At 36.5% G+C, this 17,278-nt stretch carries 16 protein-coding genes; 4 read left to right on the plus strand and 12 right to left on the minus strand.

Going from position 1 to position 17,278, the window contains the following annotated elements; translation table 11 throughout:
* Nucleotides 1-47: 47 nt before the first annotated feature.
* Together tkt and FIT79_RS05375 are read right to left on the minus strand one after the other, a co-directional pair.
* Complete coding sequence (tkt, locus tag FIT79_RS05370; protein WP_139871998.1) at nucleotides 48-2,039, minus strand: transketolase; 1,992 nt, start codon at nucleotides 2,037-2,039, stop codon at nucleotides 48-50.
* A 168-nt stretch (nucleotides 2,040-2,207) separates the two neighbouring features.
* Entirely contained in the window at nucleotides 2,208-2,762 is a 555-nt protein-coding gene (locus FIT79_RS05375; RefSeq protein WP_139875885.1) for a thioredoxin family protein, read from the minus strand.
* Nucleotides 2,763-2,805: 43 nt separating this feature from the next.
* Between FIT79_RS05375 and FIT79_RS05380 the strand changes: the two genes are divergently transcribed.
* The 4 genes from FIT79_RS05380 to FIT79_RS05395 all read left to right on the plus strand — a co-directional run bounded on the left by FIT79_RS05380 (nucleotide 2,806) and on the right by FIT79_RS05395 (nucleotide 6,707).
* Nucleotides 2,806-3,546 carry a 16S rRNA (uracil(1498)-N(3))-methyltransferase gene (locus FIT79_RS05380; RefSeq protein WP_139874794.1) on the plus strand — a complete coding sequence of 247 codons (741 nt, stop codon included), beginning with the start codon at nucleotides 2,806-2,808 and terminating at the stop codon, nucleotides 3,544-3,546.
* Nucleotides 3,547-3,614: 68 nt separating this feature from the next.
* A complete protein-coding gene (gene argA, locus FIT79_RS05385; RefSeq protein ID WP_139875886.1) occupies nucleotides 3,615-5,168 on the plus strand; it encodes an amino-acid N-acetyltransferase in 1,554 nt (517 codons plus the stop codon).
* Nucleotides 5,169-5,195: 27 nt separating this feature from the next.
* Nucleotides 5,196-6,080 carry an acetylglutamate kinase gene (argB, locus tag FIT79_RS05390; protein WP_139868318.1) on the plus strand — a complete coding sequence of 295 codons (885 nt, stop codon included), beginning with the start codon at nucleotides 5,196-5,198 and terminating at the stop codon, nucleotides 6,078-6,080.
* Nucleotides 6,081-6,707 (plus strand): pyrimidine 5'-nucleotidase, encoded by a 627-nt coding sequence (locus FIT79_RS05395; RefSeq protein ID WP_139875887.1) that lies wholly within the window; start codon nucleotides 6,081-6,083, stop codon nucleotides 6,705-6,707.
* Here the strand turns inward: FIT79_RS05395 and FIT79_RS05400 are convergent.
* The 10 genes from FIT79_RS05400 to murG all read right to left on the minus strand — a co-directional run bounded on the left by FIT79_RS05400 (nucleotide 6,704) and on the right by murG (nucleotide 17,274).
* On the minus strand, nucleotides 6,704-7,828 hold the full coding sequence (locus tag FIT79_RS05400; protein ID WP_139875888.1) for a tRNA nucleotidyltransferase/poly(A) polymerase-related protein: 1,125 nt from the start codon (nucleotides 7,826-7,828) through the stop codon (nucleotides 6,704-6,706). The two genes, FIT79_RS05395 and FIT79_RS05400, sit on opposite strands and share 4 nt — an antisense overlap.
* Nucleotides 7,829-8,779, minus strand: a complete 951-nt coding sequence (locus tag FIT79_RS05405; protein ID WP_139868324.1) for a complex I NDUFA9 subunit family protein — start codon at nucleotides 8,777-8,779, stop codon at nucleotides 7,829-7,831.
* Nucleotides 8,780-8,944: 165 nt separating this feature from the next.
* Complete coding sequence (gene lpxC / locus FIT79_RS05410; protein ID WP_139875889.1) at nucleotides 8,945-9,898, minus strand: UDP-3-O-acyl-N-acetylglucosamine deacetylase; 954 nt, start codon at nucleotides 9,896-9,898, stop codon at nucleotides 8,945-8,947.
* A gap of 7 nt (nucleotides 9,899-9,905) precedes the next feature.
* Entirely contained in the window at nucleotides 9,906-11,057 is a 1,152-nt protein-coding gene (gene ftsZ / locus FIT79_RS05415; protein ID WP_139870621.1) for a cell division protein FtsZ, read from the minus strand.
* A 16-nt stretch (nucleotides 11,058-11,073) separates the two neighbouring features.
* A complete protein-coding gene (gene ftsA / locus FIT79_RS05420) occupies nucleotides 11,074-12,312 on the minus strand; it encodes a cell division protein FtsA (protein WP_139870622.1) in 1,239 nt (412 codons plus the stop codon).
* On the minus strand, nucleotides 12,309-13,043 hold the full coding sequence (locus FIT79_RS05425; protein WP_139868332.1) for a cell division protein FtsQ/DivIB: 735 nt from the start codon (nucleotides 13,041-13,043) through the stop codon (nucleotides 12,309-12,311). Before FIT79_RS05425 ends, ftsA begins: the two co-directional genes overlap by 4 nt.
* A complete protein-coding gene (locus FIT79_RS05430) occupies nucleotides 13,033-13,938 on the minus strand; it encodes a D-alanine--D-alanine ligase (RefSeq protein WP_139870623.1) in 906 nt (301 codons plus the stop codon). Before FIT79_RS05430 ends, FIT79_RS05425 begins: the two co-directional genes overlap by 11 nt.
* Nucleotides 13,938-14,804, minus strand: a complete 867-nt coding sequence (gene murB / locus FIT79_RS05435) for a UDP-N-acetylmuramate dehydrogenase (RefSeq protein WP_262982042.1) — start codon at nucleotides 14,802-14,804, stop codon at nucleotides 13,938-13,940. The genes FIT79_RS05430 and murB overlap by 1 nt, the downstream gene beginning before the upstream one ends.
* A gap of 8 nt (nucleotides 14,805-14,812) precedes the next feature.
* Nucleotides 14,813-16,204, minus strand: coding sequence for a UDP-N-acetylmuramate--L-alanine ligase (murC, locus tag FIT79_RS05440; RefSeq protein ID WP_139875891.1), 1,392 nt, complete (start codon nucleotides 16,202-16,204; stop codon nucleotides 14,813-14,815).
* Nucleotides 16,201-17,274 (minus strand): undecaprenyldiphospho-muramoylpentapeptide beta-N-acetylglucosaminyltransferase, encoded by a 1,074-nt coding sequence (gene murG / locus FIT79_RS05445; RefSeq protein ID WP_139868340.1) that lies wholly within the window; start codon nucleotides 17,272-17,274, stop codon nucleotides 16,201-16,203. The genes murC and murG overlap by 4 nt, the downstream gene beginning before the upstream one ends.
* Between the last annotated feature and the right edge of the window lie 4 nt (nucleotides 17,275-17,278).

A 17,278-nucleotide genomic window follows, 5' to 3' on the forward strand; every position in this document is an offset into this window, starting at 1 on the left:
AAGGCATCTCAAAATTGAGATGCCTTATTAAACTTACTCAATAATAATTACAGAATTGATTTAACAGTTGAAACAACATTTTCTACTGTAAATCCAAAGTGTTTAAATAATGCGCCGCCAGGAGCTGATTCGCCAAATGTATCGATACCAACAGCTGCGCCGTCTAAACCAATATATTTTCTCCAGAAGTCGGTCACACCCGCTTCAATCGATACACGTTTTACACCTTTAGTTAATACGCTATCTTTGTATGCCTGATCTTGGCGATCATATACATTTGTTGATGGCATAGAAACAACACGTGCTTTGATATTTTGCTCTTTTAATGCCGCTTGTGATTTCAATGCAAGATCGACTTCTGATCCAGTTGCTATCAGAATGATATCTGCCTTGCCGCCTTCAGCTTCTGATAATACATAAGCGCCTTTGCGAATTAAATCAATTTGCGCATCAGTTCTTTTTGTAAATGAAGTATTTTGTCTGCTTAATACTAAGCTTGTTGGGTTATGAATACTTTCCACTGCAACTACCCATGCTACTGCTGTTTCAGTTGAGTCTGCTGGTCTCCATACATCCATTCTAGGAATGTAACGAAGACCTGAGGTAGTTTCGATCGGTTGATGTGTTGGTCCGTCTTCACCTTGACCAATGGAGTCATGCGTTAAAACATAGATCACTCTTTGTTTCATAAGCGCTGCCATTCTCATGCCATTCTTCATATAGTCTGTAAATATATGGAAAGTGCCACCGAATGGAAGCACACCGCCATGAAGGGCCATGCCATTCATAATAGCTGCCATACCAAATTCACGTACGCCATAAGAAATATAATTGCCTGGTGTTTTGCCGCTTACATGCTGGAATGATGAACAGCTTGTTAAGTTAGACCCTGTTAAGTCTGCTGAACCACCAACAAATTCTGGCAATATTGGCGCAAGCGCAGCAATAGCGTTTTGTGAGGCTTTACGTGTCGCTAATACTTCAGCTTTTTCATTTACTGATTTAATCATGGCATCAGTTGATGCTTTCCAATTTTTTGGAAGATCGCCTTTCATGCGACGTTTAAATTCAGCAGCTAAATCTGGAAATTCTTTTTCATAAGCCGCGAATTTATCATTCCATGCTGCTTCAGCTTTAGCACCTTTATCTTTAGCGCTCCATCCTGCATATACGTCTTCAGGAATTACAAAAGGATCGTGCTTCCAACCAATGGCTTCTCTTGTAGCTGCGACTTCAGCATCACCTAATGCTGATCCATGACAATCATGTGATCCAGATTTATTAGGTGAGCCTTTGCCAATAATAGTTTTGCAACAAATTAATGATGGCTTGTCTGTTATTTTCTTTGCTGCTTCTACTGCTTTGTTAATGGCTTCAAAATCATGGCCATCTACATTTGGAATTACATGCCAACCATATGATTCGAAACGTTTAGCTGTATCGTCTGTATACCAACCTTCGATGTGGCCATCGATAGAAATTCCATTGTCATCCCAGAATGCAATTAAATTTCCAAGGCCCCATGTTCCTGCAAGGGCAGAAGCCTCATGAGAAACACCTTCCATCATGCAACCATCACCTAAAAATACATATGTGTGGTGATCTACAATTTTATGATTAGGTTTATTAAATTGGTTAGCGAGTAATTTTTCTGCCATTGCAAAACCTACCGCATTGCTTATGCCTTGTCCTAAAGGTCCTGTGGTTGTTTCTACACCTGGTGCATAACCGTATTCGGGGTGGCCTGCACATTTAGAATGAAGTTGACGAAATGTTTTGATTTCATCCATTGGCAAATCGTAACCTGTGAGATGAAGTAATGAATAAATCAACATCGAACCATGTCCATTTGAAAGAATAAAACGATCACGATTAGCCCAGTTTGGATTAGAAGGGTTATGTTGTAAATGATGATTCCATAAAACTTCGGCAATTTCAGCCATACCCATAGGCGCGCCTGGGTGACCTGAGTTTGCTTTTTGAACTGCATCCATTGATAACGCACGAATCGCGTTAGCTAAATCTTGACGTGTTGCCATTATTGCCTCCCGAAATTGACAGCATTACAAATATTTTTTAAGTATTTGCGTACTAAATGTAAAGTTAAAAAATTGATGTTATTTTTACCTAAATTATTGCTTAAATACCCCTTTTCAGCAAGGTGAATAGGGTCTTTTTGCCCCTTGATTATTTGAGCTAAATGCTTTTCATTCTCGCCATTTGATTGAGCAACCTATACTCGATTTTTGGTCAACAGGGCCTTGCTGGGTCTTAGCAACAAGAAGCATTGCCTCATATAAATCTCGCGTATTATTGGGTGGCGGCTCTCCTCGACCAGTTGCATCGAAGCGGCCACGATATTGCAGTTCTAGATTACGATTAAAACCAAAAAAATCAGGTGTACAAATAGCATTATAGGAACGCGCAGTTTCTTGATTGTGATCAATTGCGTAAGGAAAAGGAAAGTTAAATTGATGCGCAACGAGTTTCATATTCTCAAATGAATCTTCAGGATAATTCTCAGTGTCATTACTTTGAATGGCAACCGTTTCAATGCCGAGATCTTTTAGTGCTCGAACATCTTTCACCAGTCTTGACAAAATTGCTTTCACATATGGGCAGTGGTTACATATGAACATGATAAGCAAACCATTAGCCCCTTTTGATTTTTCTAGGTTCCAAAAGGTATCATCGACCCCCTGCAAATTAAAATCGATCGCTTTCCAACCAAAATCGCAAAGTGGAGTATTTAAACTAACCATGTTTTATGCCTTAATATAGCTTATCTTTTTAATAGAATTGAGTATGGAAGAAAATCGATTTTACCACTCCGAAAAGCTAGAACTCAAACATGTCGTTGAGTTAATTGCGCAGACACATATCCATGCTACAAAAGTTTTAAGATTAAAGGTGGGCGATCAATTCGCACTCTTTAATGGTGACGGTTATGATTATGTCGCAAAAGTAATTGAATTATCTAAGCATAAAACTTCTGTTGAGATTATCGATAGGTATCAAGTGAATCATGAGTCACCCTTAAAAATTACCCTCGCACAAGGTCTTGCAGCTGGAGATAAAATGGACTGGATTATTCAAAAAGCGGTTGAGCTTGGTATCCAATCCATACAGCCTCTATTGACTGAACGATCTATTGTTAAGCTTGACCGTGAAAGAGCAGATAAAAAACTTGAGCACTGGAGAACTGTTGCTATTTCAGCCTGCGAACAAACCGGGCGAAGTATCATTCCGGATATTTTAAGTCCGATTCACATAGTCCAATGGCTCAGTAATCAAAACCAAATAGCTAACAGTTTGAAGTTAATCCTTACGCCAGCGAAAGCTCAAAATATCAATCATTTAGAAAAACCTTCTTCTCCTGTTGTTTTTATGGTGGGACCTGAGGGCGGCTTTTCAGAAAAAGAAATGAATTTAGCTTTAAGTAGCTCATTCGTTCCAGTAAATTTTGGCAAGAGAGTTCTAAGAACGGAAACCGCCTCCGTCGTAGCACTATCGATTATGCAAAATTTATGGGGTGATTTTGCATAAAACGCAAAATTTTTGATTTTTTTATAAAAATACATGTAAAATATGCATTTTAAGCAAATTATAAACCTATGTCTCTTGGCGCAGCAATCAGAAAAAGAAGGAAGTCTCTAGGGTTCACCCTGCAGGCATTAGCAAAAAAAATTGCGAGCGACCCCGGTAATCTTTCTAGAATAGAAAGGGGCGAGCAAAATATAGGTGAAGCGCAATTATTAAAAATATGTGAAGCGCTTAATTGTGCCCCCTCCAGTCTTTTTCAAAATAACGTGCCTGCAAACAATATTCCAAAACTAGATAGCCAAACATTTGCAAGATGGTTTAGATTAGCGGCCCCGTATATCAATACTTTTAGCAATAAAACATTTGTTATTGCTTTTGGCGGGGAGCTTCTTGATGAAGATCAGTTTACCGCTCTCTCTCACGACATCAACTTATTAACTTGCTTAAATGTCAAAATTATCCTCGTTCATGGGGCAAGACCTCAAATCGACCAGAAGCTAAAAGAGAGAAAAATTTCAACTCAGCTTGTAAGAAATGTTCGAGTCACTGATGATTTAAGTATGGAAGCTGTTAAAGAAGCTAATGGTCTGATTAAGATCAATATTGAATCAACACTTTCTTCAAGTCTTTTAAACTCGCCTATGGCGGGTAGTGATATTAAAGTCTCTAGCGGAAATTTTATTACTGCAAAACCTTTGGGTGTAATTGATGGTATCGATATGCAACATACAGGGGAAGTAAGAAAAATTGACAGCGCTGCCATCAAGAAAAAATTAGACAACAAAGAATTAGTAGTGATCTCACCCATCGGTTATTCGCCTACAGGTGAAGTATTTAATCTCACAATGGAAGATGTAGCCCTCAAAACCTCTATAGCTTTAGAAGCGGATAAACTTATTCTTCTTATAGATTCCGATGGTATTTTTAATCTAAGGAATGAACTTCTGCATGAGATGACATTAGAAAAGGCAATTAATCTTTATAAAAGCACTTCAAAAAATAATCCAAAAAAACATGAGCTTATTAATATCAACTCCAATGAGTTAGATCTTCTTGAAATTGCTATTAAAGCTTCTGAAGCAGGTATAAATAAAATTCATCTCATTAATAGGCATATTGATGGTGCGATTCTGCAAGAATTATTTACAGATGAAGGTGTAGGAACAGTTATTACCGAAAAAGCTCTAGATACTATTAGGCCAGCTTCACATAACGACGTTAAAGGAATTCATAAGCTAATTAATCCACTGGAGGCTGGAGGGTATCTTGTTAAAAGAGGCAGAGAAAGAATTGATCATGAGATAGAAAACTTTTTAGTGATCGAGCATGATAATAAAATTATCGGTTGTGCAGCTTTATATTCTTATGATGACCATGTTGAATTTGCATGCTTTGCTATTAACAAAAATTACCAGTCTAAAGGCTTTGGGTCAAAGCTCTATAATTATTGCGAAGAACTTGCGCGACAAAGAAATTATAAATATCTATTTGCCTTAACAACAAGAACTGAGCATTGGTTCATTGAGAAAGGTTTTAAAGAAGAGAATATTCAAAAGCTTCCTAAAAAAAGAATAGAGTCTTATTTGCCACAAAGAAATTCAAAATTTTTTATTAAAAAGCTTTAAAATCATAAAAAAACTATAGGCATAAAAATGAGTCAAAATATCCAACCGGAACACAAAGCCAAAATATTAAGTGAGGCTTTACCGTACATCAAAAAATTCTTTGGCAAAACCATCGTCATTAAGTATGGTGGAAATGCCATGGTCGACGAAAATTTAAAGCAGTCATTTGCTAGCGACGTCGTACTTTTAAAATTAGTTGGCATGAACCCCGTTGTTGTTCATGGTGGCGGTCCTCAAATAGATGAACATCTCGATAAGCTTGGTAAAAAAGGTGAGTTTATTCAAGGCATGAGGGTAACTGATGCTGAAACTATGGACATAGTAGAAATGGTTTTAGGTGGCCAGGTGAATAAAGAGATTGTAAATCTCATCAATAGACATGGCGGAAAAGCGGTGGGTCTCACCGGCCAAGATGGAAATTTTATTCACGCTAAAAAACTCATTGTACAAAATGATACAGATCCTAACAAAACAATTGATCTTGGTCATGTAGGGGAAATTGCATCAATCAATCCTAGTATTATTAATTTTTTAGATGAGGGAGATTTTATTCCTGTCATAGCACCAATTGGAGTAGGAGCAAATGGAGAGACTTATAATATTAATGCCGATCTCGTCGCAGGAAAATTATCTGAAGTATTAAACGCTGAAAAATTAATCCTACTTACAAATACACCAGGTGTTCTAGACAAAAAAGGTTCACTTCTTACGGGATTAACACCGAATGAGATAGATAAGCTTGTAGAAGATGGAACATTATCAGGCGGTATGCTTCCTAAAATAAGTTCAGCCCTTGACGCTGCAAGAAGCGGAGTAAAAAGTGTTCATATAATTGATGGCAGGGTGCAGCACGCGCTTTTATTAGAAGTACTAACTGACGAGGGTGTAGGCACTTTAATTAAGGCAAAATAATTGTCAAAAATTTGGATTTTTGATTTAGATGACACGCTCCATGACGCAAGTTCTAAAATATTTCCACGCATTAATCAGTCTATGACTACATATGTAAGTCAAAAACTTAATATTAGCAATGATGCTGCACATGAAATTCGGGACCAATATTGGAAAGTCTATGGTGCGACTTTGAAGGGGCTCATGGGAATTCACGGTGTCGATCCAAAAGAATTTTTACTGAAAACACACGATGCATATGAACTTTCTAAATTCGTTAAGCAATCTCACGCCTTAAAAAATACTTTAAAGAAACTCAGGGGTAAAAAGATTGTTTTTACAAATGCCCCTCTCCATTATGCAATAGCAATTATTAAATCATTAAACATTGAAAAATATTTTTCAGCAATTTATAGCATTGAGTCAACGAAATATAATCCAAAACCTTCTCTCATTGCGTTTAGGAAAATTTTAAGGCATCTCGGAAAAAAGGCTTATCAATGCACAATGGTAGAAGATGATCTTGCTAATTTAAAAACAGCATACAAGATAGGCATGAAAACAATATTAGTCTCAAGACAGAATAAAAAAACAATTTTTGTAAATAAACGAATTACAAAAATTACTCAGCTTACTCAGTCAAGCTAGATAAGCTTGACCAATTCAGCAAGTCGCGCTTCATAAATAGCAGCCTTAATATCGACGCCACTTTTATTTTGGCTAATAGAGCCAAGATTTAATTTATTAAGGCGTTTCAAATACTTTTGTAATAATTTCAAAGCAGTCTGTGCTGTTTTTTTCTGACTTTGCTGGCCTTCGATATAAGCCTCGAAAATGCACATTACGTCTGGAAGAATGTCCGGATTCCTAAATAAATCCATTTTGTAGATCAAATCTAAAACTTGACGCGGTTTAAGTTTTTGAAATTGCTTCAATTCAGATAGATTAAATATTACCTTTTCTACTAATTTTTTTACGGCATTCGGTATAGAAAGTCTCATATAAATTTTGTCATTACATTTAGTGCTGACTTTTAAAGGGTAGGTATACATAAAAAATATGGCTGCTCTAATATCATTTGAGTATTTTTTTTTAGCTGCATACTCTAAACTTTTTTTAATTGAGTTTTTATTTTTTTGATAATCTAATTCTGGTAGTATTAATTTAAGAGCACCACATCGGTTAAGCACATCAAGCATCAAATAGGATTTTTTCTCTGTAAAACCAACTGAAAATTCATGCCAGACTCTTTCAGACGCTACAGTTTCGATTTCTTTATTTTTTACAATCTTCTTGAGCAATGCTTCTGTCTTGGGATGAATTTTAAACTTGTAAAATCGAGCAGAAAATCTGGCGATACGTAACACTCGAATTGGATCTTCCACAAAGGCAGGGCTCACATGGCGTAACACTCTATTTTTAATATCTTTCATGCCACCAAAGGGATCAACAAACTGTCCTTTTTTGTCTTTTGCTATCGCATTAATTGTAAGATCTCGTCGTTGCAGATCTTCTTCTAGCGTCACCTCTTTTGAAGCGTAAACTTTAAAACCCTTATACCCTTTTGAAACTTTACGCTCCGTTCTTGCCAATGCATATTCTTGATGTGTTTTAGGATGCAAGAAAACAGGGAAATCTTTGCCTACAGGCTTATAACCTAACTTCACCATTTCTTCTGAAGTCGATCCTACAACTACATAGTCTTTATCTTTAACAGATAAGCCCATAATTTGATCCCGAACAGCTCCACCTACAAGATATACTTTCATTTATCTTCCAGATTTACTTCTATAAACATCATATTTTGACCGCGCTAGAGGTCTATTTTTCTTATTACATAGGTAATGCTCTAAGCGCTCTAAAGAATATCGGTAAGAGATTGCGCGTTTTGGATTCACTACATTATCAACTTGCATAGATCTCCAATTGTCGCGCGTCAATATTTTAATTGGCATCATTTCCATACTTAAAGCAAATAGATATGAAAGGCTTCTATTGAGAGGGATGATTAGCCGAGTCAATTTCTCTGATCGAATAATAAGACGAATAATATCTTTAAGTGAATAAATATCAGGCCCACCAAGATCATAAATGTTGCCGTATGTCTTTTTATCAAAAAGTGTCTTAATTAGAATTTTTGATACATCCTCAATAAAAATGGGTTGAAATTTAGATTGAGGTGACAAAAGAACTATTCCTGGCAGCCACTTCACAAGAATTCTAAACATATTAATAAAGTTATCTTTTGCCCCGAAGATGATAGACGGTCTTAATATAGTTACGTTTAGATCTTTTTGTTTAAACAATTCAGACTCGCCAAGAGCTTTAGATTTAAGATATAAACTCGGAGCATTGCTACTTGCACCTAACGCGCTTACATGAAGCAATCGCTTAATACCTAAATCTTTCATGACTTTTGCCAAATGATCTGGCCAAATATGGTGAATATTCTCAAAAGTCTCTTTTTTAGACTGGTGAAGAATACCTAAAAGGTTAATTACAACATCTGTCTTTTTTAAATCTTTTTTTACTTGCGCAAGATTATCTAAATCCAAGTCAAATATTTGAACATATGGATTGACGGTCCATAATTTAATTTTTTCTTTATTTCTAGAGAATAATTTTAAATTGTGATTAGATTGGCTTAGAGCTAAAACGAGGCTGGACCCTAAAAATCCTGACGCTCCAAAAATTGCAATTGTTTTTTTTGAATTAGCCAATTCGAAATTAAAGCATTCTTAAGATAAATATAAGAATTAAAATTAATGTGACATTTGTAGTAAGTTTTAAATACTTCAAATATTTCTTATTCTTTGTATTTAGATACAAAAATGTAAATACAACTAATATTGCAAGCAATAAAAATATAAAAAGTCTTAAAATATTCATTGATAAACTCCTGCCATTTCTTGATTTAAAATTCCATTCTTAGAATTAGCATAACGCATTGCTAAATTAGAAGTCTTGGGATCTTGGCTATCTAATGTTGTTAAGCTCCAGCATTTCTTATTTGAAAGTAATGCAAGTAATAATTTGTTATTCAATTCATGGCCAGATTTGTATGCTTTGAAATTACCTATGATTGAGTAGCCTAACATGTATAAATCGCCGACAGCATCAAGTATTTTATGTCTCACAAACTCGTCGTTGTATCGTAATCCGTCTGTATTAATAATTTTGTACTCATCTAAGACAATCGCATTATCGAGTGAGCCACCTCTAGCTAAACCATTAGATCTTAAGTATTCAACTTCCTGCATAAATCCAAATGTACGTGCTCGACTAATTTCTGTGATATAGGATTCATCGTAAAAGTCCAAAGCGACTTTGTTGGTAGATGTATCAAACACGGGATGGGGAAAATCGATAGTAAAATCAATTTTAAATCCATCGTATGGCTCAAACCTCGCCCACTTGTCTTTATCTTTTACTTCAATTACATCGTTAATCAAGACAAATTTTTTCGCAGCATCTAGTTCTTTAAGCTTCGCTGTTTGAAGAAGATAAATAAACGGTATTGAGCTTCCATCCATAATGGGCACTTCAGGTCCATTCAGTTCAATAATAATGTTATCGACACCTGTGGCTGATAATGCAGACATTAAATGTTCAACGGTAGCTACACGCGAAGTATCTTGACCAATAGCTGAACACATTTTGGTATCTTTCACAGCATCAGGGCTTACTTTTATCTCATTACTTTTCTTTTGATCAACTCTTCTAAAGACAATGCCTTGATCCGCTTCGGCAGGCTTTAAAGTCATAGTCACTTTTTCACCATTATGAAGGCCGACACCAGAAGTCTGCACAGATTTTTGAATAGTTCTTTGTTTAATCATTGAGTACTTACTCGCCTTTTTTTCTCAAAAATGCAGGAATATCATATTCTTCCATACCTGACATTTTCATGATTTCAACTTGAGCCCTATTTTCATTAGAGCTAAATACATCTGGTTCGTCATCTAGAGATGGCTCTTCTTGGGTCGTGCTTTGTTTATTTTGCATCATAGATCTAGGTTCGATTCGGGGCATCCTTTGTTTTACGTTTTGAGCTAGTCCTGTCGCTACAACAGTAACTCGAATAGAGTCTCCCATTGCCTCGTCAATTACATTACCGACGATCACTGTGGAATCAATAGCTGCAAATTGCTTAATCGTTTCCATAACTTCATGGTATTCCTTGAGTGTAAATTTACTACTTGCAGAGATATTTACTAATACACCGCGCGCATTTACTAAATTCACATCCTCTAAAAGAGGACTTGCAACTGCAGCTTGAGAGGCTTTATATGCTCGATGTTCACCCTGAGCAACACCAGAACCAATCATCGCCATTCCCATTTCACTCATAACAGTTTTAACGTCAGCGAAATCAACATTTACCAACCCTGGGCTATTAATAATTTCTGAAATACCTGAAACCGCGTTATGGAGAACATCATTCGCTGCATTAAAGGCTTCTAAGAATGGGATGTGTTCACCTAAAACTTCCATTAACTTTTCATTTGGAATAACAATTAGAGAATCTACATGCTGAACTAATTCATTAATACCATCAGTAGCAATCGCTGTTCTTTTACCTTCAAATAAAAAAGGTTTAGTCACAACTGCAATAGTTAAAATACCTAATTCTTTTGCAATTTGTGCAATTACAGGTGCAGCGCCGGTACCAGTTCCGCCTCCCATCCCTGCTGTAATAAATAACATATCAGCACCTTTAATAGAGCTAATAATTTTTTCTTTATCATCAAGAGCGGCTTGTTTTCCAATTTCAGGCTTGGCCCCTGCGCCTAAACCTTTGGTCATCTCCTGACCAATCTGCAATATATGGCTTGCCCGACTTTTTTTCAGGGCTTGCATATCAGTGTTGGCACAGATGAATTCAACGCCTGTTAAATTCTTATCGATCATATGATCAATAGCATTTCCGCCACAGCCACCGACACCAATGACTTTTATGATGGCATTTTGTGACTTGCTATCAACAACTTCAAACATATCCTATCTCCAAGAATTAAAAGTTACCTTGAAACCAATTCTTCATTTTCATAAAGATTTGATTTATTGAATTACCATCAATTTGATCCATCATTTCTTTCTCTAACTGCCCCTTACCCATCAGTAACAACCCAATACCTGTTGAGTACCTTGGATTGTCGACAACTTCAGACAAACCGCCTACATTTCTGGGCGTGCCAATTCTGACCGGCATCCTAAATACACTTTCTCCAAGGTTGACCATACCTTTCATCAATGATGATCCGCCAGTAATCACAATTCCAGAAGCTATCATATCTTCCATACCGCTTCGTTTCAACTCGTGAGCTACAAGTTCATAAAGCTCAACTAGGCGAGCTTCAATGACCTCTGCCAATGAAAGTGTTGAGATAGTTTTAGATTCTTTTCCATCTACTACAGGAATTTCAATTTGCTCTGAAGCAGAAGCCAAGCTTCTTGCGGCGTAACCATGTTTGATTTTTATCTCTTCTGCTGATGGTAAAGGTGTTCTAAATGCTACTGCAATATCATTATTTATCTGATCACCTGCAATCGGAATCACAGCCGTATGTCGAATAGACCCATGTCTTAATACTGCGATATCAGTTGTACCTCCTCCAATATCAACCAAACAAACGCCCAATTCTTTTTCATCATCGGTAAGGACAGCCATGCTTGAAGCCAAAGGCTGAAGGACTAATTCAGACACTTCAAGCCCACAACGCTTAATACATTTAACAATATTTTGCGCGGCTGCAATCGCGCCTGTGACAATATGAACCTTCACTTCTAACTTCATACCGCTCATACCAAGTGGCTGTCTAACATCTTCCTGCCCATCAATCACATATTCTTGCGTCAATATGTGTAGAACTTGTTGATCGTTGGGGAGTGTAATAGCACATGCAGTTTCAATCACTTTATCAACGTCTAATTGAGAGACCTCAGCATCTTTAATTTTGACCATCCCATGAGAATTTATACTTTTTATATGGCTTCCTGCGATACCAGTATAAACATCGGCAATCTTACAATTTGCCATCAATTCCGCTTCTTCAATAGCTCTTTGAATCGCCTCCATAGTGGCATCAATATTAATGACCACACCCTTCTTTAATCCTTTTGAGCTATGTTGACCTAATCCGATCACATTCAATAAACCATCTGGTTGTAATTCAGCGACAATAGCCACAATTTTGGATGTTCCAATATCAAGCCCTACGATGAGATTTTTTTCTTCTTTTTGTTTGATCATATAAGCGGCCTCTCACCACTATCAATCTTTTGGATTGGTTCAGTAGATTTCTTAATAGCAAAACCATTTGGATATCTTAAGTCGGCAGAGCCAATTCGCTTAACTGAAGCCAAAATATTGTCGTACTGAGCCATAAAGCGAGATAGACTTTCTTCGACATTATCTTTACTTAAAATTATTTTCATATTATTAGTGGTTCTAATGTCCCAAGTGTACCGAGAAGATAGAGAGACTTGCGCAATTTTTAATTGTTTTTTATCTAAAATACTTTGCATTTTTTTATACTCCAGTGCTATATAGTTCTCGGTACCTTCTGGTCCAAAAAATAAAGGGAGGTCTTCATCAGATGCTCCATGAAAAATTTCACCATTCTCATTCACTAAGGCAATGGCTCCCCACCTTCCTATAACTTGATGCTCCTCGACAAACACTTCCAATCGATCAGGCCAGACTCTTTTTAAACTTACGTTTCTTATCCAAGGTAATTTTGTAAATGCCTCTTTAGTACTATATAAATCTAGTGAAAAAAAATTGCCTTTTACAAATCGGTCTGAAATCATACTTACCTGATCTTCATCAAGGTGCTGATATTGCCCTACTACCTTAATTTCTCTAATTGGAAATTTAGCAAAATGCATAAATTGGTAACTAATTAAAAAAAGTATCAAAATAATATTAAGTAAAAAAACTAAATTGCCTAACCAATAAATTTTTAAATAGTTATTTAACATGTGCGGTTTTTAATATCTTCAAAACTAATTGATCAAAATCTATGCCCATCTCCTTGGCAGCCATAGGAACTAAACTATGATTAGTCATTCCAGGAGACGTATTCACTTCTATAAAATAGTGATCACTTTTTTTATCCATCATAAAATCAACACGACCCCAGCTAGAGCACCCAATTGAGTTGAAGGCCGCCAAAGCTTCTTGAGCTATTAAAGCTTCTTTATTTTTTTCTATCCCTGAAGGGCAAATATATTGCGTGTCATCTTTAAGATATTTTGCTTCGTAATCATAAAACTCATTGCTTGGCTTAATCTTAATGACTGGAAGGGTTTGACCATCCACAATAGCCACTGTATATTCTTCGCCGTCCACAAATTTCTCAACGATTACATTTGCATCAATCCTCGATGTTTTTAAAAAAGCTTCTTTATATTGTTGTTCGTTTTTTATCTTATCAATACCTATACTTGAACCTTCATTTGATGGTTTAATAAAAAATGGTGATCCAATTGAATGAACGATTTCTGCATATAAGGTTTTCTCAGTTACCTGGAGAAAATCTGGTGTAGAAATGTTTAATGAACGCCATAATAATTTCGTTTTAAGTTTGTCCATTCCAATGGCAGAACTTAAGGAATCACTTCCGGTATATGCAACATTTTTCGACTTTAAAAAAGCTTGCATAGATCCATCTTCACCGCCTCTTCCGTGTAAGGCTATAAAAACTCTGTCGTAACTTTTAATATCTTCAATATCTCTAACTGAAGGATCAAAAGCTTCAGCATCAATGCCTAATCGGCTTAAAGCGCGAAATACAGCATCGCCACTGAGGAGTGAAACAGCTCTCTCATTAGAGTCTCCACCCATAAGCACTGCAACTTTTCCAAATTCATTCATCAACCTAGAAAGTCCCCTAAAATTTTAATTTCCCTTTCGAGCTTAATACCTTTTCTTTTAAAGACTTCGCATTCAACATAGTCAATAATATTTTCAATGTCTTTTGCAGACGCATTACCTAAATTAATAATAAAATTGGCATGTTTATCTGAAACTTCAGCATTGCCAACTCTAAAACCTTTTAATCCGCAGTCTTCAATGAGTTTTGCTGCAAAAGTATCTTTTGGATTTCTAAATGTTGAACCTGCTGTTGGCCAATTAAGGGGCTGAGTGTTTTTCCTATGATTAAGATATTCCTTGATCTTACCTTCTGGGTCGCCTGCCATATCTTTTTTAAAATTAAACCAGGCACCTACAAACCACTCTTTTGTATTTGGCTTAATTACTTCGCGGTAAGAAATTTTAAATTCATCTCTTAATCTTGTAACTATATTGCCATTATCATCAATCATATTTACCTGGGTCACATAATTCCATGTTTCAGAACCGTAGCATCCGGCATTCATCGCCAAGGCTCCTCCGACTGTGCCTGGAATGCCAGCAAAAAATTCTCCGCCAACGTAATGCTCTCTAGCAAGAGTTTTTGCAATTTTTGCGCAAGTATTACCTGCTTCTGCATACACGCCCTTATCAGTCATTTGAATTTCATTTAAAGCTGCATGCATTACAATAACCGTTCCCCGGATACCCCCATCTCTCACTAAAATATTTGATCCCAATCCAATAAAAGTGAGCGGCTTTAAATAGTGTTCATCTTTTAAGAAATTTTTTAAATCTTCTAAATTTTTAGGTATAAATAAAGCATCGGCAGCACCGCCTACCCGCCAACTGTTGTATTTGGTTAATGGCACATTTTTTAATATCATTGCATTCGTCATGACTTCACAATATTCAATATATCTTTCGTCACTCTTCCTATTGAGCCTGCGCCCATCACAATTAAGATGGAATCTTGTTCAATATGTTGAAGCGCTGTTTTAGCTAACTCTGCAATATCTTTTTCAAAAGAAACTTTTTTCATAATTTTATTCATACTATCCATGATCGCTATGGAACTTACCCCTGGAATTACTTTTTCGCCAGCCGAATAAATATCAGTGAGAAGTGTTTTATCTGCTTTTTGAAGCACCCTTACAAACTCATCAAAACAATCTCTCGTTCTGGTGTAGCGATGAGGCTGAAAAACAAGATAGATCGATTTACCTGGATATGCATCTCGCGCCGCGTCAAGGACTGCTTCAATTTCGACCGGGTGATGCCCATAATCATCAACCAGAGTAAAAGATTTTTTATCAAATATTAAATCTTTATAAGTCTCGAATCTTCGGCCTACACCTTTAAAATGCTTTAATGCATCGATTGTTTTTGAAATCGGTATCTCGAGCTCGTCTGCAAGTGCTATTGCTGCCAATGCATTTCTAACATAATGCTTGCCCGGTAGATTTAAAGTCATTGGTTTTTTAACAACATCAGTGTGTTTAATCGTCACTTTAAAATGCATTTTACCTGCATCTGCTAAAACTTCTTCAGCATGCACATCTGCATCATTTGATAAACCATAAGTTATGATAGGTCTAGAAATTTCAGGAAGTATAGATTTGATAACTGGATCATCGATACACACAATTACCACGCCATAAAAAGGTAATCGATGTATGAATTCTATATATGTTTTTTTAAGTTTTTCAAAATCATTGTCATATGTTTCCATATGATCTTGATCAATATTTGTCACGATAGAATATACAGGTGTCAAATGCAAAAATGATGCGTCTGACTCATCAGCTTCTACCACGATATACTCACCATTTCCTAATTTTGCATTTGCATTCAAGGAAGAAAGTCTTCCGCCAATTACATAAGTAGGATCCATTGAAGCTTCGGCCAAAATGGAAGCGATTAAACTCGTGGTGGTTGTTTTGCCATGAGTGCCGGCTACTGCAATACCTTTTTTAAAGCGCATTAATTCTGAAAGCATTTCTGCCCTAGGCATAATTGGTATTTTATTTGTAATAGCAGCTTTTAACTCTGGATTATCTTGATCGATTGCAGAAGAAATCACTAAAACATCAACATCTTTAATGTTGTCTGCTGCATGATTAATAAAAATCTTAATACCGATCTCTTTTAATCTTGAGGTTACTAGTGACTCCTGAATATCGGAGCCGGAAACAAAATAGCCTAGATTGTGCATCACTTCTGCAATGCCACTCATTCCTGAGCCGCCTATACCTACAAAATGAATTCGATTGATATTGTGTTTCATTTGTTAATTAGTCGCTCGCAGGCTTTATAAATAACTTCTTCAGGTTTAGTTGCTTTATTTTCCAATGCAGCTTTTGCCATTTTTAAGCATTCATTTCTTGTCATACTTTGAAGTATGCTTCTCAATGATTCGGTTGTGAGCTCCTCCTGAATTATAAGTCGTGCGGCCTTCTTATCACTTAAGTATTTTGCGTTATAAAACTGATGGTTATCTACTGCAAAAGGGAATGGCACTAATATACTAGGAATTCCTGCTGCCGAAAATTCAGAGACCGTGAGTGCGCCAGCTCTAGCTATGACAAGGTCTGCCCATTCATATAATTTTTCAATGTGATCCAAATAAGCCCTGCAATCGGCTTTAATTCCACTTTCCTTATAACTTGCTTTTAATTCTTCAAAGTGCTTCTCACCAGATTGATGAATAATCGCCGGTCTATTCTTAGGGCTGAGTTGTTTAACACTTAAAGGAATCGTATCGTTAAAAAATTTAGCTCCTAAACTACCGCCCACAACAAGAAGCCTCAAAGGGCCTTTTCTATTTTTAAATCTCTGGGCTGGCGGTTTAATTTGCCTAATGTTATCTCTCACTGGGTTGCCAATTTTTTGAGAGGCACGCATTAGTTTAATTGGAAATGCGGAATATATTTTTGTTGCGATTATTGCTAATAATCTATTAGTTAGGCCTGGGATAGAGTTTTGTTCATGCACAATGAGTGGCTTACCCATAAGCCTCGACATAAGACCACCCGGAAATGAAACATAGCCCCCCATAGCAATGGCCACATCCGGCTTTTCTTTTTCAATTACTTTTGCACATTGTATTAACGCAATCAAAAGCATAAATGGAAGCTTTACCCAATTTAACAGGCCCTTGCCTCTGACGCCTTTAATATCAATCATGGCTTTTTGATAAGGCTTTTTATCGATTAACTTGTTTTCCATGCCATGAGAAGTTCCAAGCCAAGTGATTGAGTATCCTTTAGCTTTCAAATAATCGGCAATCGCAATTCCAGGATAGATATGTCCTCCGGTTCCTCCTGCGATAATCAATATTTTTTTATTGGGTTTCACTAAG

The sequence above is a fragment of the Candidatus Methylopumilus universalis genome (genome assembly GCF_006365315.1).
In the GTDB taxonomy this organism is placed as follows: Bacteria; Pseudomonadota; Gammaproteobacteria; order Burkholderiales; family Methylophilaceae; genus Methylopumilus; species Methylopumilus universalis.

Excerpts from the sequence above, each read along its gene's own strand:
- tkt (WP_139871998.1), bottom strand. The coding sequence starts at position 2,039 with ATGGCAACACGTCAAGATTTAGCTAACGCGATTCGTGCGTTATCAATG.
- FIT79_RS05375 (WP_139875885.1), bottom strand. The coding sequence starts at position 2,762 with ATGGTTAGTTTAAATACTCCACTTTGCGATTTTGGTTGGAAAGCGATC.
- FIT79_RS05380 (WP_139874794.1), top strand. The coding sequence starts at position 2,806 with ATGGAAGAAAATCGATTTTACCACTCCGAAAAGCTAGAACTCAAACAT.
- argA (WP_139875886.1), top strand. The coding sequence starts at position 3,615 with ATGTCTCTTGGCGCAGCAATCAGAAAAAGAAGGAAGTCTCTAGGGTTC.
- argB (WP_139868318.1), top strand. The coding sequence starts at position 5,196 with ATGAGTCAAAATATCCAACCGGAACACAAAGCCAAAATATTAAGTGAG.
- FIT79_RS05400 (WP_139875888.1), bottom strand. The coding sequence starts at position 7,828 with ATGAAAGTATATCTTGTAGGTGGAGCTGTTCGGGATCAAATTATGGGC.
- lpxC (WP_139875889.1), bottom strand. The coding sequence starts at position 9,898 with ATGATTAAACAAAGAACTATTCAAAAATCTGTGCAGACTTCTGGTGTC.
- ftsZ (WP_139870621.1), bottom strand. The coding sequence starts at position 11,057 with ATGTTTGAAGTTGTTGATAGCAAGTCACAAAATGCCATCATAAAAGTC.
- ftsA (WP_139870622.1), bottom strand. The coding sequence starts at position 12,312 with ATGATCAAACAAAAAGAAGAAAAAAATCTCATCGTAGGGCTTGATATT.
- FIT79_RS05425 (WP_139868332.1), bottom strand. The coding sequence starts at position 13,043 with ATGTTAAATAACTATTTAAAAATTTATTGGTTAGGCAATTTAGTTTTT.
- FIT79_RS05430 (WP_139870623.1), bottom strand. The coding sequence starts at position 13,938 with ATGAATGAATTTGGAAAAGTTGCAGTGCTTATGGGTGGAGACTCTAAT.
- murB (WP_262982042.1), bottom strand. The coding sequence starts at position 14,804 with ATGATATTAAAAAATGTGCCATTAACCAAATACAACAGTTGGCGGGTA.
- murC (WP_139875891.1), bottom strand. The coding sequence starts at position 16,204 with ATGAAACACAATATCAATCGAATTCATTTTGTAGGTATAGGCGGCTCA.